The following is a 23,978-nucleotide window of genomic DNA, read 5'->3' as shown; positions in this document are numbered from 1 at the left end:
AAGCCACAACCGAGGCCCGAGCCGACGTATCCGCAGTCACACCTCATTATCGCGCCAACGCCCCAGCAGCGAGCAGTAATTGAAATTCAGGCCCCCGCCGTTCCGGAGTACTGCCGCTGGACACCGGCCGAGCGCACACCCTTCTTCAGGAAGCCGGTGTCGTCCCCGATCAGAACACCGTCCCTGTCCCCGATCGTCTCGACCACGTAGTCGCGCACGTCGTCACGGACCTTGTCTGCGTCCCAGTCCGCCTCGCCCAGCAGACGTTGCATCCCGATCGGCAACCGGTCACCGGCCCGCTCCGCCAGCGTCCAGCCGTTCTTACGCTCCAACGGAGCGATCAGCCCCCGCATATACGCAAGCGCCCGCCCCCGCGGCTCCGACCTCACGAAACGCGACGCGAACCGGGCGTGCAACCCCGCCAGCAACCCGTCCCACTCCTCAACCAGCCCCACCCCGAGCTCAGCCATACACCAACTCAACCACACGCAACTGTGATTGCAGTACTAGGAGGCGAGGACACCCCGATCGTTTCGTTGACGTACCGCCACGCGATCGCCTCCGATACCCCGAACCCGGCGCCGACCTGGGCAAAAATCTCGTTCCTGCGCAGATGGGCCAGGGCGAGGACGGCCTGCCTGAAATAGCTCAACTTTCGCCACGGCGAGCGTAGTTCACGCCTTCGCATGCAGATGAGGCGCGAGACGTGTTCGACCAGCGCGTGCGGGACGTCGAGCGTTGGCAACATACGGAACCAACAGAGGCCCCGGCGTCGATGTGATGAGTGTAATCACCACACCCGCCGGATGAGGAGGCTGTCGCCCTCGGCGTGGAGGTTCACGGTGTCGCCGTCGGTCACTTCGCCCGCCAGGATCTCCTTCGCCAGCCGGTCGCCGATGGCGGTCTGGATCAGGCGGCGCAGCGGGCGCGCTCCGTAGGCGGGGTCGTTGCCCTCGTCGGCCAGCCACTCCAGGGCCTCGGGAGTGACGTCCAACGTGATGCGCCGGTCCGCAAGGCGGCGGGCAAGACCGGCGATCTGGAGCTCGGCGATGTGCGAGAGCTGGTCCCTCGTCAGCGCGGAGAAGACCACGAGGTCGTCGAGGCGGTTGAGGAACTCCGGTTTGAAGGAGGCCCGCACCACTTCCAGCACCTGCTGCTTCTTCTCGTCCGCGCTGGTCAGCGGCTCGACGAGGTACTGGCTGCCCAGGTTGGAGGTGAGGATCAGGATGGTGTTGCGGAAGTCGACCGTGCGACCCTGGCCGTCGGTGAGGCGGCCGTCGTCGAGGACCTGGAGCAGGATGTCGAAGACCTCGGGGTGCGCCTTCTCCACCTCGTCCAGGAGCACGACGCTGTACGGGCGGCGGCGGACGGCCTCGGTGAGCTGGCCGCCCTCCTCGTAGCCGACGTAGCCGGGCGGCGCGCCGACCAGCCGGGCCACGGAGTGCTTCTCGCTGTACTCCGACATGTCGATGCGGACCATGGCCCGCTCGTCGTCGAAGAGGAAGTCGGCGAGCGCCTTGGCGAGCTCGGTCTTGCCGACGCCCGTCGGGCCGAGGAAGAGGAACGAGCCGGTCGGCCGGTCGGGGTCGGCGATGCCGGCCCGCGTGCGGCGCACCGCGTCCGAGACCGCCTGCACCGCCTCCGACTGGCCGATCAGGCGCTTGCCCAGCTCGCCCTCCATGCGGAGCAGCTTCTGCGTCTCGCCTTCGAGGAGCCGCCCGGCGGGGATGCCTGTCCAGGCACCGACCACGTCCGCGATGTCGTCCGGACCCACCTCCTCCTTGACCATCTGCTCGTCGGGGTCGAGGGAGCGGGAGGCTTCTCGTTCGGCCTCGGCTGCCTCCTCCAGTTCCTCCTCAAGGGCGGGGATTTCGCCGTACAGGAGCTTGGAGGCGGTGTCGAAGTCGCCGTCACGCTGGGCGCGTTCGGCCTGGCCACGCAGGTCGTCGAGCCGCTCCTTCAGCTCACCGACCCGGTTGAGGCCCTGCTTCTCCTTCTCCCAGCGCGCGGTGAGACCGCGCAGCTCCTCCTCCTTGTCGGCGAGATCCTTACGAATTCGCCGCAGGCGCTCACGGGTGGACGGATCGGATTCGTTCTTGAGCGCCAGCTCCTCCATGCGCAACCGGTCGACGGCGCGCTGGAGTTCGTCGATCTCGACGGGGGAGGAATCGATCTCCATACGGAGCCTGGATGCCGCCTCGTCGACGAGGTCGATGGCCTTGTCGGGCAGGAAGCGGGAGGTGATGTACCGATCCGAAAGCGTCGCTGCCGCGACCAGCGCGCCGTCCGCGATCTGCACCTTGTGATGCGCCTCGTAACGCCCCTTCAAGCCGCGCAGGATCGCGATCGAGTCCTCCACCGAAGGTTCGGGGACGAGGACCTGCTGAAAGCGGCGCTCAAGAGCGGGGTCCTTCTCGATGCGCTCGCGGTACTCGTCCAGCGTCGTCGCGCCGACCATACGGAGCTCACCGCGCGCCAGCATGGGCTTGAGCATGTTGCCCGCATCCATCGCCGAATCCCCGATGGCGCCGGCCCCGACCACCGTGTGCAATTCGTCGATGAAGGTGACGACTTCGCCGTCGCTCTCCTTGATCTCGGCCAGAACCGCCTTCAACCGCTCCTCGAACTCGCCCCGGAATTTCGCACCCGCCACCATCGCGCCCAGATCCAGCGACACCAGCCGCTTGTTCTTCAGCGACTCCGGGACGTCACCCTTGACTATGCGCTGTGCGAGCCCTTCGACCACCGCCGTCTTGCCGACGCCGGGCTCGCCGATCAGCACCGGATTGTTCTTCGTACGCCGTGAAAGCACCTGCACCACCCGGCGGATCTCCTGGTCCCGGCCGATCACCGGGTCCAGCTTCCCGTCACGCGCGGCCGCCGTGAAGTCCGTACCGAACTTCTCCAACGCCCCGCGCTGGCCGTCCGCTTCGGAAGTGGTCACCCGGTGTCTCCTCGTCTCGTTCCAGCCGCAGGGCGTCGCCCGCGTGCGCACGCGTACACGTCGGATCTCAGTCTGAGGGGCGTGCTCCGCGCGGAACCGTGAAGAAAGTTGACTCCTGTACTCAGAGGTTGATCGTCTACGATTCAACCGAATTCCACGGTGAGTAACAGCCCGTCGTAGGCCAAAGGTTGATCTGTGCAGGACCACGGAAGACAAATGCCAGCCAGGCTTCCAGAATGCCCGATCCCGTTTGACACGGCATCGAATCCACGACGATGCTCATGGACAGAATCCACGGTCCGAAGCTGGCAAATGAGCCAGTCGCGCGGCAAGAGAACCGTCTCCAGCCCCGGCGCGTGGACAGCAGGTTCCTTTCCCCTGTCGGTGGAAAGCGCTGCCCGCGAACTGGATTCACTCTCGTGAAAACTCATCAAGAAGGAGTGCTGGATGGCAACCTACCTGTCCCCCGGTGTTTTTGTGGAAGAGCGTGCAGGCGGTTCTCGCCCGGTCGAGGGCGTCGGTACCGCAGTGGCCGCGTTCGTCGGTTTCGCCGAACAGGGTCCGCTCAACGAGCCGGTACGCCTCACCAATTGGGGTCAGTTCACCAATACGTTCGGCGATTTCGTCGAAGGGTCGTATCTCGCGCACTCCGTCTACGGATACTTCGCCAACGGCGGCGGCACCTGTTACGTCGTCCGCGTCGGCGGGCAGTCGGCCAACGGCGACGCCGTCGAAGGCGCCCAGTCCGTCGGCACCGCCCCGGCGCAGGTGCTCGGCGGCTTCCGGGTGGCGGCCCTTCCGGCCGCGACGGGCCGCGACATCTCGGTCGATGTGCAGAAGAAGCCCGCCGACCCGAAGGCCAAGCGCGCCACCGGCTCCACCGCCGACAAGACGAAGGCCGCCGACGGCGGTTCGGACGACATCTTCACCTTCACCGTCAAGGTTGACGGTTCGGCCACCGAGACGTTCGACGTCTCCGCCGACAAGGCCTCGGCCGCGTACGTGGTGACGCAGGTCAAGGAGCGCTCCAAGTTCGTGATGGTGGAGGAGGCGCCCACCGCCGGCGCCGCGCTCGCGCTGCCCGACTCCTCCTCGCTGGCGCTCCCCGCCGCCCCCAAGGGTGACGCCGCGACCGGCCAGGTCGTGGCCAAGGACGTCGTCGGCAAGTACGTCGGCAAGGTCAACGACCGCTCCGGCCTGTCCGGCCTGGAGGCCATCGACGACATCACCATGGTGATGGCTCCGGACCTGATGGCCGCCTACCAGGCGGGCAACGTCAGCCGCGAGCAGGTCAAGGCCATCCAGATGGCCATGATCAACCACTGCGAGAACATGGCCAACCGCATGGCCATCCTCGACCCGCTGCCCGACATGGGCCCCACCGAGGTCCACGAGTGGCGGCAGAACGAGGCGGGCTTCGACTCCCAGTACGCCACCCTGTATTACCCGTGGATCCAGGTCGCCGACCCGTCCTCGGGCAAGGGTTTCCTGATGCCGCCGTCCGGACACGTCGCCGGCCTGTGGGCCCGCAACGACGAAGCCCGCGGTGTGCACAAGGCCCCGGCCAACGAGGTCCTGCGCGGCGCTCTCGACCTCGGCATCCAGGTCACCAAGGGTGAGCAGGAGCAGCTCAACCCGGCGGGCATCAACTGCATCCGCAGCTTCCCCGGCCGCGGCATCCGCGTCTGGGGTGCCCGCACCCTCTCCAGCGACCCGGCCTGGCGCTACCTGAACGTCCGACGCCTCTTCAACTACCTGGAGGAGTCGATCTACCTGGGCTCGCAGTGGGCAGTCTTCGAGCCCAACAACGAGCGGCTGTGGTCCGCGATCAGCCGCAACATCGCCGCGTTCCTCACCAGGGAATGGCGCAGCGGCGCCCTCTTCGGCAGCACGCCGGATGAGGCCTTCTACGTCCGGTGCGACGCGACCACCAATCCGCCCGAGGTGATCGATGCGGGCCAGGTCGTTTGCGAGATCGGCGTTGCTCCGGTGAAGCCGGCCGAGTTCGTCGTCTTCCGGATCGCCCAGGATTCCATGTCGGGCGACGGAGCGGGCGAGTAAACACTGAGGGCCCTCTCTCCGGCTCCTCAGAGTAAATATCACTCCTAGCAAAGGAACTTTCATGGCAGCTGAACTCAAGGCAGTCACCACCGACAAGTACAGTTTCGACTTGGGCGGTACCGCTGTTGCCGGGCTGACCAAGGTCGGCGAGCCTTCAATCGACAAGAAGGAGACAGTCCGGGCCGACTTCCGCAAGCCTGATGGCATCGATGACCATGTGATCGACTCCCCTGACATCAAGGCGAAGAACAGCGGCACGATCTCCTTGACCATGCTTACCCAGCAGGGTTGCCCGTTCCTCAAGTGGGTGACGGCCTACCACGATGGGAAGGAAAAGCCGAAGGAGATGACCATCTCGCTGCTGGGGAGCGACGACAAGCCGGTCCGCAAGCACACGCTGACCGGATGCATCCCCAAGAGCAAGTTCCCCAGCTCTGGTGGCTACGACGCCAGTAGCCCGAGCGTGGCCACCGAGACCTGGGAAATCCAGTTCGACGATTACAAGTACGAGTCCGCATGAGGCGAGGGCGCGTATCCGAGAAGGCTTTTGCAGCTTCTACTGCAACTCCGTCGGCTAACGTGCCTTCCCCCTCTCGTGAGAGCGCAGGCCCGCTGAGCGGGCCTGCGCCCCTCCGCACCGAGTTCCCCTTCACGCTGCCACGCGGCTACGTGGACCCACAGGGAAACGTGCATCGAGAGGGTGTGATGCGCCTCGCCACCGCGCGCGATGAACTCTCGCCACTGAGCGATGCACGAGTTCGGGAGAACCCTGCATACCTATCCGTCGTACTGCTCGGGCACCTCATCACGAAGCTCGGCAGTCTGACGAAGGTCAGTCCCGACATCGTGGAGGATTTCTTCGCCGTAGACCTCGCTTTCCTTCAGAAGTTCTACGAGAAAATAAACCTGGACGGCACGGCGCTCGCATCGACCGTGTGCCCCGACTGTCACCACGAATTCGATGTGGACATGGGGAGCCGCCTGGGGGAATGAAGGTGTACGCGACCGCGAACCTGCGCTCGGAGATCGCGTACATCGCCTACCACTTCCATTGGTCGCACGATGAACTCCTCGACCTGGACCACATCCAGCGCCGTGCGTACATCAAGCAGATCAACCAGATCAACCAGCGTCTTGGCTACGGGACTTAGGGACTCAGTGCATGGACCGGACCAGCGAGGTCGGCAGCGTCGAGGCGCGTGCCGCAACAGATCCGGTCGACCGTGTCCCCGTGGCTCTGCCGGAGACGGTCCGGGCGATCGCAGCCGGAGTGCGCCCGGTCACGGACGCGCGCCGGGTGACCAGTCGGCTCCCCTCGTTCCAGGACCCGCGACTGTCCAGGGAGCTCACGCCCGTGCTCAACGACAAGCCGCTCAGAGTATTCCGGGTCGGTACGACGGCATGGGCAGGCGGGCGACCGGCCAACCATGTGCCCGTGCACCTGTACTGGCGTCCCGTCGCCCCCCGAAACACCGCACCCCACCTCCATGTGGAGGCCTCGTCTGAGATCCGTCCCGCTGGTGAAGAGCACGGCACCGTCGAGGCACCGGAGGGCACCGCCCACTTGGAGCCGGCGCGAGTGGCAGCGCCGCTCCGACGCTGGGGTCTTGAGCGGGGCACCCGGTCCAAGGGTGCGACGCCCAGCCGGTTCTCCCACCTTTTTCGGCGGCGCAGGCCGAGCACGCCCCCCGCGTCGACCAGTTCACCGGCCGCGTATACGCAGGCCACCCCTGAGAGCTTGGGCTTGCCGCACGAGCAGGGATCCGCTGTCACCACACCGGTTCCGCAGGAACGCAGCTGTGAGACGACTGCGGCAACTCTGGACGACGCAGGGCGGGCATCCGCAGCCTCTTCGGTATCAACGCCAGCAGGACCGCGCGGTGGGACACCTTTGCCGACCGGTGGTAGGACGCAGATCGAGGCTGAATCGGAGTCTGGAAACAAAGCCGACACCAGGGCATGGGTTGACACAGAAGTCGACACAGAAACCGAAGGGAAGTCCACGCCGGAAGCATGCGCCAAGCCTGGGCCGCCCTCGTCGGACGCCGAGGCGCGGACTGGGGCCGATCCAGTCGCGGTGAGGCTCTCGCATCCGCGCGTCGGACCTGGCTCCACGCCGGAGCTCGCCAAGCCCGTTGCCACAGGCCGCTTGGCGCGGTGGACTGCGGCTTTGAGGACCACGGTCCAACGCCGTTCGGCGAGCGCTCCACACGTCGATGAAGACCAGAACGCTTCCAGCTCCAACAACGAACGGAATCCTGCAGCTTCCGCACCGTCCGGTGCACGCATAGCGAGCAACGCTGGCCAGAGCACCAGGCCGGGCGACCCTATTTCTGAGGCAGCAGACCAAGTACCACCGCACCCGGCCCCCGAACCGGATTCGACGGCGGTAGTACGTACGGATCCGATGACGGCGGTACGGACAGGGCTCGCGCCGACGACTGTCACTACCGCGCTGCTCGTGGACGAGGCCACTCACCTCACGACGCACCCTGCGCGCAACTTCCCGAGCCCCATATCCGCATCGCGCGAGGCTGCCTCGGTCGAAGACGCCGACGGTGTCGAGGCCACACCTGCCCTGAGGACGGATGTCCCAGCTGTCTCAGGTCAGACCTCGGCCAGTGCCACGCCGCCTTCCACGGCGCCCCAGCATGAAGGACCTCGTCAGGCGGAACATGCCACCAGCCACAGCGCGGGAACACCTCAGGAGGGGACCCGGCACGACCGTCGCGCCGCTGAGAAGGACTGCAGCGCGGTTACAGGACAAGGACAGGAATCCGTCACACACCAGCCCCCGCCGAACCCCAACGCTGACTCTTCCTCCAGGGCGGCAAACACGTCCGACTCTGGAACCCCGGCCGACAGTACGTCGGCGTTGCCGTTCGCTACCCCGGAGCACGGCATCTCTTCCGCCCGGCCGAGCAACGCCCGGAATGATGGCGTCCTCCCTGGTGGGGTAGCTGATCAAGGCGCCGGAGCCCATAGGCCGAGTGAGACGGCTCCGGTGGACCAGGCGTTCAGCTCGCCTCAGCAACACGCCTCGTGGAAGGCCGCCGCTGCGGAGATCGACAGGCGACTCGCACCGGAACGAGTAACGCCTGATCTCCCACACCGCGGCACGGGACACGCCCCACAGAACCTGACGGGCCACCTCGCCGAGTCCGCCTGCGGCGCAGCGGATTCCCCGGCGGACCATCCCGTCCAGGACCTGGGCTCAGGCGTAACCGGCTCCCCCCAGGCACAGGCGCAGCCTGACGAGACCATGCACAGCAAGGGCGACGCTGTCGGCCCCCGTGTCGAGCAGATGTCGGAGATGGAGGCTCCGGTCGTTCAGAAGACGGCATCGGACAGGTACCCGTCCTCCGACCAACTGGTGCCCTCGGTGACTCCTCCAACTCCGCACGCTCACAACCCTGTTCGCGATGACGTATCGGCAGGCAGCGCCGAGTCCGCGCCGAAGTCCCCGCTTGAGAGCTTCAAGCCCCGTCGACTCCAGCCGGACGCCACTCGTCCGACCGTCTCTCCCGTAGCCCTGCCCCGGCTCGGCAAGCCCACGCCTCCGGCCCCCCGGGCCACGCCTCGTATGAATCAAGGTGACCGCCCCAGCGAGCAGGAGCGGCACCCGAGCCCCCAGCCCCAGAGCATTTCCGCGCCTACGGCCCAAGGCTCAACGCCGGAGTTGGAGAATGCGGTGGCTTCGGTGACGCCCCAGCATGTCCAGAAACGGGGCACGATCACCCAGCCCGCACCGTCAGCGACGCGGACGGCCCCCGAGTTCCAGCATCGGCCCGGCGCCAACACATCCGGTTCTCCCGCTGGGGGCGCTGCCGGATCCGAACACGTCGTGCCCTCGGACGAGTTGGGCGGTAGCGAGTCTCCCGGACAAGAGTCCGCCGGCGACGATGCCCGGGGCGTTACCGGCGCGCCGCATTCCCACCCCGACGCTCCGCAGAACCGGCCCGAGGAACACACCTCCCCGGAAGCCCCGGCCGGCCGTCCCCGCCTCCGTAGCTCCCGCCGCCCCGTGCAAGACGGCGCCCACCAGTCCGTACGCCAGACTCACGACCGTGCGGCGCCCTCAGCTCCCCAGCCCCAAGCGCAGCCCGACGAAGCGACCCAGCCCTCTCGCCACACGGACACAAGCACTCCCACGGGCAACCGGGCCCACGCACCCCGGGCAGAGACAGCCGACACGCAGCAACCTGTCACCGGACCCACGCCCGCGCCCGCATCCGCATCACCCCATCGCGCAGAGCCAGTTCGTGACGTCGCCCTGACGGCAGTCGCCCCGGCACACGAGCAGGCGCCCCGGACGCCTCAGAGCACGCCGAGCCACGAACAGTTCCAGGAGGGGCCCCACGCCGCCGGCCACGCCGCCTCCCTCCAACTCGGTGAGCCGGACCTCGTGTCCATGGCGCCCGCCCGCACAGCGCCGCGCCCCACTCGACGGCAGGAACAGCCGGGGGAGGGTGTCCCGCAAGGAGCGGGATCCCGTGCCACCACTTCCGCACAGCCCGATGGTGACGTCCGTGGGTCCACAGCTCGCGAGCACCACGTCCTGTCCGCAGGCCGAGTCCTCACCTCACGGCAGGCACGGGTCTCCAACTCCGCCAAGGACGACGACACCTCTGCGAAGTCCACCCAGCCGAACGTCGCTCCGTCCTCCGCACGGCATCAGACAAGCCGTACCGTCGATCTGCGTCCCACCTCTCCCGACGTCACCTCCTCTCATCCGGCCCTTCCCTCGACGGTCGCTGCTTCCACCGCACCGTCTCCCGAACGGACCGCATACCGGAGCGACGAACAAGCCGTACAAGGCACACAGGACAACGGCACCCGCCAGGTCGCTTCCCTGCGTCCCATCGGCAGGGCGGCGGACGAAACTCCCGTAGCAGGCCTCCCGCTCCGCCAGCAGAGGCGCCCCCACCTCGCTGCGGTCGAGGCAGCCTCCAACACCTTCCCTCGGCAAGCCCTGGACCAGCCCGTCACGACACGCGCGGGCCGGGCTGCCGCTCCCCCCGCCAAGGCCGCGGTGCATCAAGCTGATGATCTGGGCCACCCAGCCGCAGTACCAGCGACGGTTCTGCATGCGGTCGTTGAGCACCTCGCAGCCGGCGGATCCGGGGCGAGGCCGGGGTCTCCTCCTGGCCTGAGGGAATCCCAAGCGTGGGCAATCGAAGCGCCCCATGGCCGGCCCGGGGACCATTGGGTCCGATACGGAAGTGCCCCCGTCCCTCAGACCGAGTTCACAGCGCAGCACTCGGCCCCAGTCGGCGCCCGGCCCACCTGGGCCTCGGAGGTTGCCAGGAGCTCACAGCGAGTTGCTCCAGGCCCAACGCTCAGCACCTCATCGCCGCATGGGCGTGCCAAGGCGGCATCGGCTGTCGCGAGGCCCGCTGCGCTTCCCTGCTCCTGTTCCCTCACGCCGTTCGCCCCGGATGCCCACAGCATGGGGTACGGAGCGCCGGTTCCGGCCGCGTTCTCCAACGGGCATCCGGTTCTCTACCGGATCGCCATGCGGGAACCACAGGAACGGCTGCCCGACGCGGACGGCACGACACCCCGCGTGGCACGTCGAACCACGGACGAGAGCGGCCCAGCCCCAGAGTGGGGAATTCCCGTAGGAATTATTTCCTCTCAAACGAAGGAACAGCCTTGCCAGTAGATCATGGCCTGTTGGTCACGAATCGGTTCAGGATTTCCATCGACGGAGCGCCACGCGGACGATTCGCCCTGTGCAAGGGGCTCGCCATGTCGATGGGAGTCGAAGAGTTCATCGAGGGAGGGAATAATGATTCCCCCGTCTATCTCAACACCTTCATCAGATATTCCCCCTTGACTCTGACGCGGCTCGTCTCGGAGGGGTCGGTAGACAGATGCAAATGGGTCCAGGAGAGCTTGGCCAATCCCGACCCCAAGACGGGAGAGATCGCCCTGATGGACTCAAACCACAACGACGTCGCCACGTGGAAGCTCCTCGACCTGCGACCGATCGCCTGGCGAGGCCCGATCCTGGACGCGTCGACCGGCGACGCGGCCCTTGAGGAGATCGACTTCGCCCACAGCGGTTTCTACTTCGATAACTAACCCGACGCCAAGAGCCAGGAGAAAGGAGGCGAGGAGACAATGGAAAAAGTAGAGAAGGCGGTTCTTGAGATCTACAAGCCGCCGATCGGCGGCCAGAAGCCGCCCGGTGCGCTGGAGAAAGAGGTGCCGTTTCAGTTCAATCCGGCACAGCTCTCCCTGGTCAAGGAGACCTCATGGGCTCGGCACACCACGCGCCTTGCTCCGTACGCGGCCGTCCCCGAGTTCGTGGGAAGCCAGCCCACGATACTCACCATGACCATCGTTCTGGACGCGACCAAGCCGAATGACGAAACCGTCGACAATCGGGTGCGCACGCTTCTGGAATGCTGCCGGCCGGAGGACAAGAGCGTCACCAACAACCAGGCGTCCCCGCCCTGGGTCATGCTCCGCTGGGGGCACTGCAAGGCGGCCAACTTCCATTCGGTGGTGCGGCGGCTCTCCGTCCAGTTCACCCGCTTCTCCAGCAACGGCTATCCACTGCGCGCCGTGTGCGAGCTGACCCTGGAGGAGGTGGGCACATGAGCGCACAGAGCGCGGGACACGGGTCGGGATCACCTTCGTCGCGCCAGTTCAGCGTGGTGGTGCGAGGGGATTCCCTCCAGTCGATCGCGGTGCGCAGCACGGGCCGCGCGGCCGACTGGCGGCTGATCGCCGAGCTGAACGACATCGACGACCCGTCGAAGGTGCCGCCGGGCACCGTGCTGGTCCTGCCCAACGCCACGGACCGCTGACCCCCACCACCGCCAACCACCCACCCCACGCAAGGACAAGGACACCGACATGACAGGGCGTCATACCGCCGGGCTGATCGTCGTGGCCGGGGGCCATCGGATGCCCTCGGCCTGCAACACCGCCTTGGCATGGGCCACCGTGCAGGAGAACGGCCACACCTCGGCCACCGCAGAGGTCGGCATCCGGGACCCGCACAACGCGTCGCTGCTGGCCAAGTGGGGTGTCACTCTGGGCAGCGCGCTCAAGCTGGTCTCGGTCACCGCCGACGGCGAGTACCCCCTCTTCGAAGGCGAGGTCACCGACTGCGAGGCCAGGGCCAGTTCGGACGGCAGTGGCACGCACGGGTTCGGCGGTGTGCTCACCGTCATCCGCGCCCGGGACCGTTCCCACCGGCTGCGCCGGGGCCACCGGGTCGCGTCCTACCCGAAGATGACGGCCGGGGACATCGTTCGCAAGGTGGCCAATGAGGCCGGCGTGCAGACCGGAACCGTCGACGACGCCGCGTCGACGTACGACTTCCTCACTCAGCCCGCCATGTCGGACTGGGACTTCCTGAGCCACCTGGCCCGCGAGAACGGGCGTGACCTGTTCTTCCGTGACGGCAAACTGCACTTCTGCGAGCCCGCCCGGGCCTCCAGCGCCCCCGCGAAGGGCACGTCCGCCCAGGGCAGCCCGTTCGCCCTGCAGTTCGGCGCCAACCTGCTGAAGGTCGGCTCGGTGGCGTCCCTCGACGACCAGGTGACGGGCGTCGCCGTGCGAGGCTGGGACCCCGAGCGCAAGGAGCCGTTCGTCGCCACGGGCGATCCGGGCACGGCCCGGCACAGCACCGCGTGGACGGCGCCGTCGGGCACAGTGTCCGGGCCGCCGCTGCTGCTCGCCGGGCTGCCGCGCGGCACCCAGGGCGAGGCCGAGACGCTGGCGACGAGCATGGCCCAGGAGGTCGCGGCGGGCCTGCCGCGACTGCGTGCCGTCGTGCGCGGCGAGCCCCGACTGCGCCTGCGTTCGGGAGTGTCGCTGACCGGTCTGGGCAAACAGTTCGAGGGCCAGTACACGGTTACGTCCGTACGCCACGAATACCACCCGGACTCCGGCTATCTGACGGAGCTGACGGTCAACGAGGGGGCGGACCGGACGGCCGTCGGGCGGCCCGGGGACGGCGAGGAAGGGCTGCGGCGCTTCTACGGGCTGATGCCGGCCAAGGTCGTCAACATCAAGGACGACAAGAAGCAGGGCCGGGTCAAGGTCCAACTCCCCTGGCTCGACGCCAAGTACGAGAGCAACTGGGCCCGCACCGTGCAACTGGGCGGCAGCCGCGGGCACGGCGTGGCGGTGCCTGAGGTCGGTGACGAGGTCCTGGTCGGCTTCGAGCACGGCTGCCTCGACCGGCCCTACGTCCTGGGCGGGCTCTACAACGGCGTCGACAAGCTCGCCCCGCACGAGCTCGACCTGGTGGACGGCGGCAAGGGCAAGACCAACCGGCGTTCCTTCGCGTCGAAGGAGGGGCACCGCCTGGAACTGCTCGACGCCGGCAGTCCGGGCATGGGCGCCACGCTGATCACCGGTGACGGCAAGCTCCAGATCCAGCTGGATCAGCACAACACGCTCATCTCCGTGCAGAGCAACGGAACCGTCGAGATCACCGCCAAGCACGGCATCACCGTGGACGCGGGCAACGCGCCACTGGAGCTGAAGGGCCAGAGCATCGACATGAACGCCCAGCAGAGCCTCAAGATCTCCGGCACCCTGGTCGAAATGTCCGGCACCGAGGTCGACGTCAGCGCGGCCACCACGGCGAAGTTCTCCGGCGCCCTCGTGAAGATCAACTAGCCCACGCCCACCGCTCGTTCCGAAGCCCCTCCGGAAAGGAGACCCGACATGCCTCCCGCCGCACGCATCGGCGACCCCACCATCCACGGCGCCGCCGCCGGCGTGGTGACCGGCCCCCCGATGGCCGCCACCGTCCACATCGGCGGGCAGCCGGCCGCCGTCGCCGGGTCGCTCGCGACCTGTGTGGGCCCCCTGCACATCCCGCCGATCCTCCCAGTACCGGTGGTGGCCGTCCGCAAGGTGCTCATCAACGGCATGCCGGCGGCCGCGATGGGCGACACCATCGCCTGCGGCGGCGGCATGATCGCCATGGGCTGCCCGACCGTCATGATCGGGAGCTGAGCGCGATGTCCGGTCCGATCCCCTTCCCCTGCGCCACGAGCGTGAGCCGCGAGCTCCGCCCAACTCCCGTACTCGGGACGGGAGTTGAGCGTCATGTCTGACTTCTTCCTCGGCCGTGGCTGGTCCGCCCCCCTCGGCGTGAGCCCCTCCGGGGGCATCGCGATGACCGAGGGCGCCGCCGACGTCGAGCAGGCCATCCGGCTGGTGCTCGGCACCGAGCCCGGGGAGCGCCCGATGCGACCGGAGTTCGGGTGCGCGATCCGTGACCGGGTCTTCGGCTCGTTCGGCGCGGCGACCTGCGGCGCCATCGCCTACGAGGTGCGCCGGTCGCTCGAGCGGTGGGAGCCGCGGATCGTCGTGGACGACGTGACCGTGATCCAGGCCGCGGACCGCCAGGAAGTCCTCGACATCCAGATCGCCTACCAGCTCGCCGGCACCAACAGCCGCCGCAACCTTGTCTACCCGTTCTATGTGATACCCGCCCGCGACGGCGAGGGACCGCACCCCCAGCAGAGGAGGGACACCGATGTCGCTGCCTAGCCCCCATCTGGACGACCGCCGGTTCCAGGATCTCGTCGACGACGCGAAGCGGTTCATCCAGCGGCGCTGCCCGGAGTGGACCGACCACAATGTCTCCGACCCGGGTGTGGCGCTCATCGAGGCGTTCGCGCAGATGGTCGACCAGCTGTCCTACCGGGTCAACCGCATTCCGGAGAAGGTCCACCTGGAGTTCCTCGACCTCCTTGGCGTACAGCTCACCGCCCCGCAGGCCGCGCGTACGGAGCTGACGTTCCGCCTTTCGGCGCCGCAGGAGGCCGACGTGGCGGTGCCTGCCGGTACGGAGGTCGCCACCCCGCGCTCGGGCAGCGCGCCCGCGCGGATCTTCACGGTGAACCGTGAGCTGGCGATCGTGCCGACCACGCTGAGCCACATCGGCTCCGCCGCGGCCGGGCACGCGCCCGAACTCGTCACCGAGCGTTTCCTGTCCGGCGAGCCGGTGACCTGCTTCGCGAGCCAGCCCTCCCCCGGTGACGCCCTGTTCGTGGGCCTGTCGCAGGCCGCGCCCCGGTGCGCGGTGGCGCTGCGCGTGGAGTGCGCGATGGACGGCGTCGGCGTGGACCCCCGGCGCCCACCGCGGGTGTGGGAGGCCTGGTGCGGGGACGGCTGGGTGGAGTGCGAGGTCGAGAGCGACGCCACGGGCGGTCTGAACCGGCCCGGTGAGATCGTGCTGCACCTGCCCGACGGCCATGCCGCCTCGCTGATCGGGCGCCGCCGGGCGGGCTGGCTGCGCTGCCGCATCACCGGGGCGGGCCCGGGCCAGCCGCCGTACTCCTCATCGCCCAGGATCAGCGCCCTGGAGGCGTACACGGTGGGCGGGACGACGACCGCGCTTGAGGGCGAGACCATCCCGCACGACGAGATGGGCGTCTCGGACGGCACCCCCGGCCAGTCCTTCACCGTGCACCGCACACCCGTGGTCGCCGGGTCGCTGCGCGCGGTGGCGGTGGAGACCAAGGCGGGCCGGCAGGTATGGAAGGCAGTGCCCTCCTTCACCGAGTCCTCCCCCACCGACCGGCACATCACCGTGGACGAGGCCAGTGGCACCGTCCGGTTCGGCCCGTCGGTGCGCCAGCCGGACGGCGAGATGCGGCAGTACGGCGCGGTGCCCGAGATCGGCGCCAGGATCACGGCCGGTGCCTACCGGCGCGGCGGCGGACGCGAGGGCAATGTCGCCGCGAACACCCTGACCGTGCTGCGCAGCCCGCTCGCCCTGGTCTCGCGGGTCGACAACCGTACCCCCGCCACGGGCGGCGTGGACGCCGAGTCGGTGGACAGCATGCGCCGCCGCGCCGGGCACTGGCTGCGCACCCAGGGCCGCGCGGTGACCGCGAAGGACTACGAGTCTGTCGCCGCCGCGGCCTGCCGCGAAGCCGGTCGCATCGAGTGCGTGGCGGAGCCCGAGAACTCCGACCGAGCGGGTTTGGTAAGAGTTCTGATTGTCCCTCAGGTGCGGGATGTGCGCGAGGCTGACAGCTGGCGCGAGCTGGTGCCCTCGGAGGCCATGCTCGCCTCGACCGCCCGTGCGGTGGAGGCGGCCCGGCCCATGGGTGTCGTCGTGTCGGTCAGCGGGCCCGCCTACCAGGGCGTGACCGTGGTCGCCGAGATCGAGGCGGCCAGGGGCGCGGACCGCACCGAGGTCAAGGAGCGGGTGCTGCGGGCGCTGTACGAGTGCCTCAGCCCGCTGCCGTCCGGGGACGGCGAACACAACCGCTCGGGCTGGCCGCTGGGACGGGCGCTGCGCCTGAGCGACCTGTACGCGGTCGCCGCGCGCTGCGAGGACGTCGAGTCGGTGACCAAGCTGGAGATGTACCCCGCCGACATCGGCACCGGCGAGCGGCAGCCCGCGACCGACCGGATCGACGTCGGTCCCGCGACGCTGTTCCTCTCCTTCCGCCACCAGGTCGCCGTCAAGAGCGCGCGCTGAACGGGCCCTCGTGACGGACAGACGGATGGGACGAGAGATGGAATCACCGCCGCAGGCCGCCGCGGCACCCGCGCCGGCGCCCCCGCTGGTGCCAGGCAGCCGGTCGCTGCGCGCCATCCTGCCGGAGAGCTACCGGCAGGGGGACTTCGCGGACCGCTTCATCGCCGGGTTCGACGACGCCCTGGCGCCCCTGATCACCACGCTGGACTGCCTGGACGCGTACTTCAGCCCGCGCACGGCGCCCGAGCACTTCGTGACGTGGATGCTGAGCTGGTCCAACACGGCGCTGCCCGCGTGCGTGGGGGCGACCGGGCGGCGCAACGCACTGCTGCTCGGCCACCAGTTGCACGGCCTTCGCGGCACCGCCGCGGGCCTGGACCTGCTCGTGCGGTACGTGCTCGGCGGCCGCCTGGAGCTGACCGAGTCGGGCGGCACGCACTGCGCGGCCGGGCCCGACGACCCCGCCGTCCGGGGGCCGGGCCCGGCCGGACCGCGCGCCTGGGTGCGCGTAATCCTGCCGTACGGCACGGTCGCGAGCCGCCCGGGTGTCGTGGACGACCTGACGGAACTGGTCGGGGAGTGGATCCCGGCGCACGTCCGCGCCGAGGTGACGATCGAGGACGACGAGGACCCGCTGCTCGTGCGGGGCTCGGCGGGGGGTGCGTACTGATGGGAACGGCTTCGTCCGGTCACCAGGGTTGGCATGTGCCGAACGAGCAGGACATGTGCCACGGCTGCGGAGTGGTGGCCTACCCGGGTGAGATGTTCTGCGTCTCGTGCGGGGCGTATCTGGGGTGGGACCGGACCGGGAGTAATCCGGTCGTACCGTCGCAGCCCGGCCCGGCCGCCACGGCCGGCAGCGCGGACTCCGGCCGTTCCATGGCTCGCCCGGCGTACGGGGCCACGGACTCCAGCCATGCGGCGTCGGCCGGTGGTACCGGTTACGCCGGCGGAGCGTCGGCGACCGGCGGGTTCGGTTACTGTGCCACCGGCGCGGCGGGGGCGGCCGGGCCGGGGTACGGCACCGCTGGTGCCTCGGCGGCGCAGCAGCCCGGATTCGGTGACCCCGCGGGCACCGGCGCCTCGGGCGCGCGGGACTGGGACATCCGCGCCCTGTACCCGGAGACCCAGCAGGGCCCCTCCGCACCAACCGGATACGCGGGTACGGGTGCCGGTGGCGCGGTCCCCGGCCCCTTCTCCTCCAGTGCCCCGGCCCCGGGCACCTGGGGCTCGGCCGGAGTGGTTAGCTCCAACAGCGGCTATTCCAAAGGGGGTTGGGGAGGCAGCACCGGCATGCCGGAGGGGCTGCGCGCCGAGCCCGTGCGGCCGCAGGGCCTCTCCGCGTACCCCGGCCGCCCGGCGCCCGACCTCTACGCGGTGCCCCCGGCCGCCAAAACCCCGCCGCGGCAGCCGCAGTTCGCGACCCCGGGTGAGGCCGGTCTGTACGCCCCCGCCGACAGCCCGTACACCGCGGCCGCCCAGGCCGACCCGGCCGCCGCGCAGACCCAGGTGATCGACGGCGAAGTCGTCCTGTGGGCCACGCTCCCCGAGGAACCCACCGGCCCCGCGCACGCCAACGCACCGACCCCGTCGGAGGGCATGCCTCATCTGCTCCTGTGCCCGGAGTGCCAGGCCCCCAACGCCGAGAGCCGTACCTACTGCCACCCGTGCGGCGCCCTGCTGCGCCCGGAGCCCGAGCCGCCCGAGCTCACCCGCTGGGAGCAGTTCCGCAAGGACTACCTGGAGCGGCCCAGGGTGTGGCACTGGGACCACCGCTGGTCCATGGCGCTGGCCGCGCTGCCCGTTTGTCTGGCGGCCGGGATGTCGATGGGCGGCGTGGCGGCAGCCGCCGAGCGCGCCGTTCCGCTGGTCAAGGACCGCTTCGCGACCCAGTACGTGGAATCCCCCACGTCCGTGTCGGCGACCAGTTCGGCCAAGGGCTTCGACGCCCAGTTCGCGCACGACGGCGTCGACAACAAGGCCTGGGCTCCGCAGGGCACGGGAGACGCTGCGGTGGGCCAGGCCTGGACGGCCACGTTCCAGACCCCGTTCCGGTTGACCGCCCTGTCCCTTATCAACGGCGCAGCCAAGACACCCGCGCAGTTCTTCGAGAGCAGCCGGCCCACGAAGATCACAGTGACGGCGAACACGACCGATAAGGGGCCGGTCCAGAAGCAGATCACCCTGGGCGGCCAGCCCGGCCCGCAGCGCTTCGACCTGGGCATCGACAACGTGGTCTCGGTGCAGGTCAGGATCGACGCGGTGGCCCCCGGCCTGAAGCCGGACACGCCCGTGGCGATGGCCGAGATCCAGTTCTTCAGCCGGCAGACGTCATGACCGTACGCGCTGAACTGACCGTGCCCGACGAGGTGATCACTCCGGGCGACTCGCTCACCGCGCACCTGCGGGTGTGGAACGAGAGCCGGATCGTCGACGCCTACCGGCTCACGCTGATCGGGCCGCCCGCCGAGTGGCCGAACACCGAGGCCGACCTCGGCCAGCTGCCCGTCTACCCGGGCAACCACGAGAAGATCAACATTCCGCTCACGCTGCCCCGCCACAGCGACCTGCCGCCGGGCCCGCTGACGTTCGCGGTCCAGGTCGCGTCCGTCGAGGACCCCCTCGCGGTGGCGGTGCCCGAAGCGAAGCTGAGCGTGGGCGAGTTCCGCGACCTGGACGTGAAGCCGGTGCGCCCCCGGGTGGGCGGCGCCCTGTGGAGCACCAATCTGATCCTCCTGGAGAACACCGGCAACGCGACCACGACCTTTCGGCTGCACCTTGCACCAGAGGCGCCGGACGCCCCGCTGCGCACCAAGCTGCGCCGCACCCGGCTGGCGCTGGACGCCGGCGAGGAAGCGCGCGTCGGGCTCAGCATCCGCGTGACCAGTCCGGTGCCGGTCGGCACCGTGGCCGACTGGAAGCTCGGCGTCCGGGGCGGCTGGGGTGACGAGGAGGAACGGACGGCCGAGTTCGTCCACCGCCAGCGCCCGATCCTGCCCAAGCGGGCGCTGAAGGCCCTGATCGCGCTGACCGCGGTGGCGGTGGCGGCGGTGGCCCTGTGGCTGTCCCCGGTCGGCGGCAAGAAGCCGACGGTCAAGACGGAGTCGGCCAAAGGCCCCTCGCAGGTGGAGGCGGTGCAGCAGGAGGAGAAGAAGGCGGCCGACGCGAAGAAGAAACAGGAGGACGACCAGAAGAAGCAGGAGGAGCAGGCGAAGAAGGAGAAGGAGGACGCGGGTGCGCTGAAGAAGAAGCCGCTCGACGGAGTGTCGCTGGCCGCCGGCTCCAAAGCCAAGAAGCTCAAGGCCGAGTACAAGGTCCCGCCGGGTTACCGGCTCGTGCTGAAGGCACTCGGGATCACCGGGGCGGGCCCGGCGACCGGCAACCTGATCGTGACAGCCGACAACAAACGCCTGGTAACCCAGTCGGTGGCCGCGGCCAAGGACTTCCCGCTGACGACGCCCGTGTCCTTGCAGGAGGGCGAGAAGGTCGTGCTGCAGCTGGACTGCCCGGCACCGTCCGGCGTCGCTCCCACCCCCTCCGGTGCCCCCGCCGGGCCGACCGACTGTCTGGCGACCGTCGTGCTCACCGGCGACCTGATCCCCCTCAAGGGCCCGAACGCCGAACCGGAGACACCTCCTTCCGGCGGAGCCAATCCCAACCCCACCCCCTCGACCAGGAGCTGACCAGGTGAGCATCGTCCAGCGTGTCGACGACACCCTTGAGAAGGAGCTGCGCCAGGGTCCCCTGCGCGGCGTGAACGCCCAGGTCGTCTTCGAGACGCCGAACTCGGACTGGGCCGCCCGGCGTTCGGGGCTGTGCGTCAACCTGTTTCTGCACAGCGTCGAGGAGGACGCCGCGCAGCGGCAGTCCGGCGAGACCAGCATCATCGATGAGAATGGCCTCGTGGTGGGCTACACCCCGCCCGCCCGCCACTTCAAGCTCGGCTACGCCCTCACCGTCTGGGGCCACTCGCCGCGCGACGAACACCTCCTGTTCGGCTCGCTGTTGGAGTGGTGTGTCGCCACCGACCAGCTGACGCCTCAGTCGGGCACGCCGACCGGCCCACTGACCCTGAAACTGCGCGAGACGCCCGAGGGCACGGAGCCGATGGCCATGAAGCTCTGGTCGGGGCTCGGCACCCCGGCCCGGCCGGTGCTCGACCTGCTGGTGACGATCCCGGTCGCCAAACCGAGCACGAAGGTGGAGACGGAGCCCATCCGCAGCGTGACCCTGCGGGCTCGCACCATGGAGCCGCCCGCCCCGGAGGACAAGCCCTTCCGCCCGCCCCGCCCCCGCAGCACCGCCCGGCCCCGCCGCCGGGTGGAGGAGATCGCCTGACCTCCGGGCCGGGTGCGAGAAGTGAGAGTGACTGATGCTGACGTTCGACTACAAGGGCGCTCGTCTTCAATGGATTCATGGGCAGTTCTCGTACCCGGCGGCCGGTCCAAGCTGCGGGGTGGTAGCTGTGCTGGGTCAGGCTTCTGTCTCGATGGGTTGAGATTGACGGTGTAGCCGAGCTGGTTCACTGCCCGGCAGGTGGCCCGTGCGGGGGCTCGTCGGGTGAAGTAGCAACCGCCGAGCTCGTGGTAGGGGAGGCAGTCGGTGAGCAGGTGCCAGACCGCGGTGATGATGAAGTGCTCCACGGCAACCAGTGCCCCGAGCGGGCCGCGGCGTGCGGTCAGCCGTTTGTAACGGGCTAACAGAGAGTTGTTGTTGGTCTTTGCCGCGCTCAATGCGGCAATGCCCGGCGTGCCTTTGAGGTAGGGGTTGCCGGGCCTGACCTTGGTCTGTTTGGCGTGGCCGGCGGACTCGTGGTGTCCGAGGCGGACACCGGCCCCGGACGGAGTCTAGGACGAGGAAGGCGAGTGCTGGATCTCCGACGTTGAAATAGCTGAGACCGGCTACACCGCCATCACTTCCAGGCCGAAGAACAGCATGTCACTGCCCGCCTGATCATGCGACGCGTCAGACGCATGGGCACTGGCCCCCCGGACAGGGCACGCTGTTTGACGCCCGGCGTTACTCCGTCGCTTTCACCGACTCCCCGCTCTCCTTGAACGAGGCCGAGCGTGATTACCGACGGCACGCCGTCGTCGAGCAGGTGATCGCCGATGCCAAGAACAGTGCCCCCGCCCACGCGCCGTCCGGGCATTTAGAGTCCGATGCCGGGTGGCTCGCCCTGACAGTGCTGGCGCACAACCTGACCAGCGGCGTCGGCGCCCTGGCCGGAACGTCCATGCCGGAGCGACCACCGCCACCATCTGATCAACGTGCCCGCCTGGCGCACTCGGCCCGCTGCCTCACCCTGCTCCTAACCGAACACTGGCCCTGGAGCACGGACTTCACCCAGCTCTTCAGCATCGGGCACGCGCCACCGACTCTTTGAAACTCCCCGGAGGGGGCCGAGACCTGTGGAAAGACGGAAAGGCCGGGTGGATCAGCCCCCCGCCGCGCCCGAAACCGCACCTCAGCCCCGACAGGCCCTGTACGACCCGAAACGATCACACAACAATCAGGCCGGCAGATCCGGGCTCAGCCTGCCGGGATTTCCCTGTGACTCGCCATCAACTTTCGACTTTCGCCGTCCACCTTTTGCGGCATGATTCGCCGTGCCACCAACGGCACAATCAGGAGGGGTGGAAGAGGAACGCTGGACTGCCGAATATCTCCTCCTTCACCTCCGAACCAGAATCTTTGAGAAATTTGTAAGGGCCAAGGAGGTGTTTCCCTTGGCGGTGAAAGGAGACACGTATGCCCCCCGCCTTCAAGGCCAAGCATCAGACCCGGAGGGAGAGGATCGCAGAGCGGGACAGGAAGGAGGAGCAGGAAAGGGCAGAGCTCAACACGATCCAGGCGGGCGCGGGGGGCGGGAGCGACGTGTCGCAGCAGCCTTTCGTTCCGCGCGTCAAGTCGTTGAGGGATTGGTTGAACCTGGGGCTGTGGGCCTACGGAAGCCTGAATTCCGGCCAGCCCACGACCTACCGCGGCTCCCCTCTGGTCACGGATGAATCTGGCACAGGCACAGCAGTTTCCGCCGGATCCGCACAGGCCGACACCGGAGTTCGTTCTTTGACAACAGTGGGCAGCTCGCAGAGCTCAGGTGGTCCGAAAATCCTGAAGCGAGATAGAAGGGGTTTCAAGGAGACCTGGGACAGGGATACCCAAATATTCGACCACGACTTCCATTTCCGCGTCCAGGGTGTCCCCAATGACTGGAAGTCAAGAGTTCCGGACGACTACGAACTTGCCCGTGCGACCGCAGAACATCTCGCCGGAATTCTGGGGTCCGTATGGACCCCAGGCGAGGCCCCCCAAATCGTGAACGACCTGGTTTCACACACCGGGGCCGAGGGTGCTCTCCTCTTCGAGCAGAAGATTTCCACCCCTACGGACATGGCCAAGGTGACGCCGGACAAGCTGACATATCATTCGCTCACGGCGATCAAACAACTGGCGGCGCTGCACAAGAAGATCCATGAGCAGGGGCGCGAGTTCGAGGACACGGATTCCTACTCCGACCTGGTGTCCAAGGGCATCGTGGAGGACAGCGATCTGCGCTCCGACCTCAGGTTCCACCCGGCGTTCCGCTTCACTCCCGGCCTCCCCGCCCTGCACCGCAAGATCGTCACTACCTTCGGCGGTACCGCACGGGCACGCCAGGGCTGGATCACCGCAGTCAAGCTGACGTTCTCGGCTGGACCAGTCCACCGAGGTTACCTCGGTGTGGGGCTGGCTGCCCGAGTCGCCCATTGCGACCTCAAGATACTCAGGAAGAACTACCCCGCAGAGGCGACAGCCGTAGAGAAGGGGCTCAGCTATCTGCACTATGTCGAGGGCGACAGCTTCATTCAGGGTTGGCATAAGATCATTAGCGACCGGGATCCCACATATATTGGAAAAATTGGGGTAAATCCTCTGCTCTCCCTCGTGCAGATAGGCTACGACAACGTAAAAAGCGTCGTCCACGGCGACATTCACGCGGCGATCAGCAAGTTCGGTGAGCTCACCAACACCGATATCAACCTTCTGAAGAATGCGGTGCTCCACTGCTACCAAGTGGAAACCAAACTCAATGCGCCCAAGCCCACCCGCAGCCATGTGCAGCCCGACCCCAAGGGCAAGACGAAGGTCGGAATCAGAAATAACTCCGGACACGACATCAGGATTCTCCAGTTCAAGGACAGGCCCCATCTCGGCCAGACCGAGACCGTGCCGGACGGGCAGTTCGAAATAAGGGCAGGAATGTTCCCCGAACACACCTTCTCGGACTCCTTCTCTGTCATTCAGATAGATACCGGAGAGACTCTCGCAGACTTCAGCTACAACACGACGCATATGATCATCGAAATACCGAAGGATCTCACCAGGGGGATCAATGTGGGCGACGGAGTCGGCCTCGGGTCCCGCTCCGAAACATTCAGGAAGGCAGGCGTGCACGCATTTCAAAAGCCTACCGGTGGCCTCTTTGTCGCCATCAGTAATTAGCTTCGGTGAGTTGCC

Annotated in this window: 17 protein-coding genes and 3 pseudogenes; 17 read left to right on the top strand and 3 right to left on the bottom strand. The window is 68.1% G+C overall.

Annotation, left to right across the window (positions count from 1 at the left end; all coding sequences use genetic code 11):
* Positions 1-92 precede the first annotated feature (92 nt).
* The 3 pseudogenes from AC07F3_RS32505 to AC07F3_RS32495 all read right to left on the bottom strand — a co-directional run.
* A pseudogene (locus tag AC07F3_RS32505) lies at positions 93-470 on the bottom strand (transposase); the annotation flags it as partial.
* Between the two features lie 50 nt (positions 471-520).
* A pseudogene (locus AC07F3_RS32500) lies at positions 521-797 on the bottom strand (helix-turn-helix domain-containing protein); the annotation flags it as partial.
* Positions 791-2,947 (bottom strand): annotated as a pseudogene (locus AC07F3_RS32495) (ATP-dependent Clp protease ATP-binding subunit); the annotation flags it as partial. The pseudogenes AC07F3_RS32500 and AC07F3_RS32495, both read right to left, overlap by 7 nt.
* 444 nt (positions 2,948-3,391) lie before the next feature.
* On the opposite strand from AC07F3_RS32495, the gene AC07F3_RS32490 reads away from it, so the two are divergent.
* From AC07F3_RS32490 to AC07F3_RS32410, 17 genes are all read left to right on the top strand, one after another.
* Positions 3,392-5,005, top strand: coding sequence for a phage tail sheath family protein (locus tag AC07F3_RS32490; protein WP_479118074.1), 1,614 nt, complete (start codon positions 3,392-3,394; stop codon positions 5,003-5,005).
* Between the two features lie 61 nt (positions 5,006-5,066).
* Positions 5,067-5,525 (top strand): phage tail protein, encoded by a 459-nt coding sequence (locus AC07F3_RS32485; RefSeq protein WP_479118072.1) that lies wholly within the window; start codon positions 5,067-5,069, stop codon positions 5,523-5,525.
* Positions 5,522-5,998 (top strand): hypothetical protein, encoded by a 477-nt coding sequence (locus tag AC07F3_RS32480; protein WP_479118070.1) that lies wholly within the window; start codon positions 5,522-5,524, stop codon positions 5,996-5,998. Before AC07F3_RS32485 ends, AC07F3_RS32480 begins: the two co-directional genes overlap by 4 nt.
* Entirely contained in the window at positions 5,995-6,156 is a 162-nt protein-coding gene (locus AC07F3_RS32475) for a DUF6760 family protein (protein ID WP_479118068.1), read from the top strand. Before AC07F3_RS32480 ends, AC07F3_RS32475 begins: the two co-directional genes overlap by 4 nt.
* A 4,015-nt stretch (positions 6,157-10,171) precedes the next feature.
* The gene (locus tag AC07F3_RS32470) at positions 10,172-11,092 is read left to right on the top strand and encodes a phage tail protein (protein WP_479118067.1); all 921 of its coding nucleotides are present in this window, start codon (positions 10,172-10,174) and stop codon (positions 11,090-11,092) included.
* 39 nt (positions 11,093-11,131) lie between these two features.
* The gene (locus AC07F3_RS32465) at positions 11,132-11,614 is read left to right on the top strand and encodes a CIS tube protein (protein WP_479118066.1); all 483 of its coding nucleotides are present in this window, start codon (positions 11,132-11,134) and stop codon (positions 11,612-11,614) included.
* A complete protein-coding gene (locus AC07F3_RS32460; protein ID WP_479118064.1) occupies positions 11,611-11,823 on the top strand; it encodes a LysM peptidoglycan-binding domain-containing protein in 213 nt (70 codons plus the stop codon). The genes AC07F3_RS32465 and AC07F3_RS32460 overlap by 4 nt, the downstream gene beginning before the upstream one ends.
* A gap of 49 nt (positions 11,824-11,872) precedes the next feature.
* Positions 11,873-13,651, top strand: a complete 1,779-nt coding sequence (locus AC07F3_RS32455; protein ID WP_479118063.1) for a VgrG-related protein — start codon at positions 11,873-11,875, stop codon at positions 13,649-13,651.
* A gap of 48 nt (positions 13,652-13,699) precedes the next feature.
* A complete protein-coding gene (locus tag AC07F3_RS32450) occupies positions 13,700-13,993 on the top strand; it encodes a PAAR domain-containing protein (protein WP_479118061.1) in 294 nt (97 codons plus the stop codon).
* A gap of 93 nt (positions 13,994-14,086) precedes the next feature.
* Positions 14,087-14,533 carry a GPW/gp25 family protein gene (locus AC07F3_RS32445; protein WP_479118059.1) on the top strand — a complete coding sequence of 149 codons (447 nt, stop codon included), beginning with the start codon at positions 14,087-14,089 and terminating at the stop codon, positions 14,531-14,533.
* A complete protein-coding gene (locus AC07F3_RS32440; protein WP_479118058.1) occupies positions 14,520-16,478 on the top strand; it encodes a putative baseplate assembly protein in 1,959 nt (652 codons plus the stop codon). Before AC07F3_RS32445 ends, AC07F3_RS32440 begins: the two co-directional genes overlap by 14 nt.
* Positions 16,479-16,503: 25 nt before the next feature.
* Positions 16,504-17,148 carry a hypothetical protein gene (locus AC07F3_RS32435; RefSeq protein ID WP_479118057.1) on the top strand — a complete coding sequence of 215 codons (645 nt, stop codon included), beginning with the start codon at positions 16,504-16,506 and terminating at the stop codon, positions 17,146-17,148.
* 35 nt (positions 17,149-17,183) lie between these two features.
* The gene (locus AC07F3_RS32430; protein WP_479118056.1) at positions 17,184-18,815 is read left to right on the top strand and encodes an NADase-type glycan-binding domain-containing protein; all 1,632 of its coding nucleotides are present in this window, start codon (positions 17,184-17,186) and stop codon (positions 18,813-18,815) included.
* The gene (locus AC07F3_RS32425; RefSeq protein WP_479118054.1) at positions 18,812-20,161 is read left to right on the top strand and encodes a COG1470 family protein; all 1,350 of its coding nucleotides are present in this window, start codon (positions 18,812-18,814) and stop codon (positions 20,159-20,161) included. Before AC07F3_RS32430 ends, AC07F3_RS32425 begins: the two co-directional genes overlap by 4 nt.
* Positions 20,162-20,165: 4 nt before the next feature.
* Complete coding sequence (locus tag AC07F3_RS32420; protein ID WP_479118053.1) at positions 20,166-20,816, top strand: Pvc16 family protein; 651 nt, start codon at positions 20,166-20,168, stop codon at positions 20,814-20,816.
* Positions 20,817-21,531: 715 nt separating this feature from the next.
* Positions 21,532-21,864 (top strand): hypothetical protein, encoded by a 333-nt coding sequence (locus AC07F3_RS32415; RefSeq protein WP_479118052.1) that lies wholly within the window; start codon positions 21,532-21,534, stop codon positions 21,862-21,864.
* 365 nt (positions 21,865-22,229) lie between these two features.
* Complete coding sequence (locus tag AC07F3_RS32410) at positions 22,230-23,963, top strand: hypothetical protein (RefSeq protein ID WP_479118051.1); 1,734 nt, start codon at positions 22,230-22,232, stop codon at positions 23,961-23,963.
* The last annotated feature ends 15 nt before the right edge of the window (positions 23,964-23,978 follow it).

Source organism: Streptomyces sp. NPDC045846, from assembly GCF_056431605.1.
The sequence above is the reverse complement of the archived record's forward strand: the minus strand, read 5'-3'. Positions and strand labels throughout refer to the sequence as shown.

What these genes read in the sequence shown, in the direction of transcription:
- AC07F3_RS32490 (WP_479118074.1), top strand. Translation starts at nt 3,392, where the DNA reads ATGGCAACCTACCTGTCCCCCGGTGTTTTTGTGGAAGAGCGTGCAGGC.
- AC07F3_RS32485 (WP_479118072.1), top strand. Translation starts at nt 5,067, where the DNA reads ATGGCAGCTGAACTCAAGGCAGTCACCACCGACAAGTACAGTTTCGAC.
- AC07F3_RS32480 (WP_479118070.1), top strand. Translation starts at nt 5,522, where the DNA reads ATGAGGCGAGGGCGCGTATCCGAGAAGGCTTTTGCAGCTTCTACTGCA.
- AC07F3_RS32475 (WP_479118068.1), top strand. Translation starts at nt 5,995, where the DNA reads ATGAAGGTGTACGCGACCGCGAACCTGCGCTCGGAGATCGCGTACATC.
- AC07F3_RS32465 (WP_479118066.1), top strand. Translation starts at nt 11,132, where the DNA reads ATGGAAAAAGTAGAGAAGGCGGTTCTTGAGATCTACAAGCCGCCGATC.
- AC07F3_RS32460 (WP_479118064.1), top strand. Translation starts at nt 11,611, where the DNA reads ATGAGCGCACAGAGCGCGGGACACGGGTCGGGATCACCTTCGTCGCGC.
- AC07F3_RS32455 (WP_479118063.1), top strand. Translation starts at nt 11,873, where the DNA reads ATGACAGGGCGTCATACCGCCGGGCTGATCGTCGTGGCCGGGGGCCAT.
- AC07F3_RS32450 (WP_479118061.1), top strand. Translation starts at nt 13,700, where the DNA reads ATGCCTCCCGCCGCACGCATCGGCGACCCCACCATCCACGGCGCCGCC.
- AC07F3_RS32445 (WP_479118059.1), top strand. Translation starts at nt 14,087, where the DNA reads ATGTCTGACTTCTTCCTCGGCCGTGGCTGGTCCGCCCCCCTCGGCGTG.
- AC07F3_RS32440 (WP_479118058.1), top strand. Translation starts at nt 14,520, where the DNA reads ATGTCGCTGCCTAGCCCCCATCTGGACGACCGCCGGTTCCAGGATCTC.
- AC07F3_RS32435 (WP_479118057.1), top strand. Translation starts at nt 16,504, where the DNA reads ATGGGACGAGAGATGGAATCACCGCCGCAGGCCGCCGCGGCACCCGCG.
- AC07F3_RS32425 (WP_479118054.1), top strand. Translation starts at nt 18,812, where the DNA reads ATGACCGTACGCGCTGAACTGACCGTGCCCGACGAGGTGATCACTCCG.
- AC07F3_RS32410 (WP_479118051.1), top strand. Translation starts at nt 22,230, where the DNA reads ATGCCCCCCGCCTTCAAGGCCAAGCATCAGACCCGGAGGGAGAGGATC.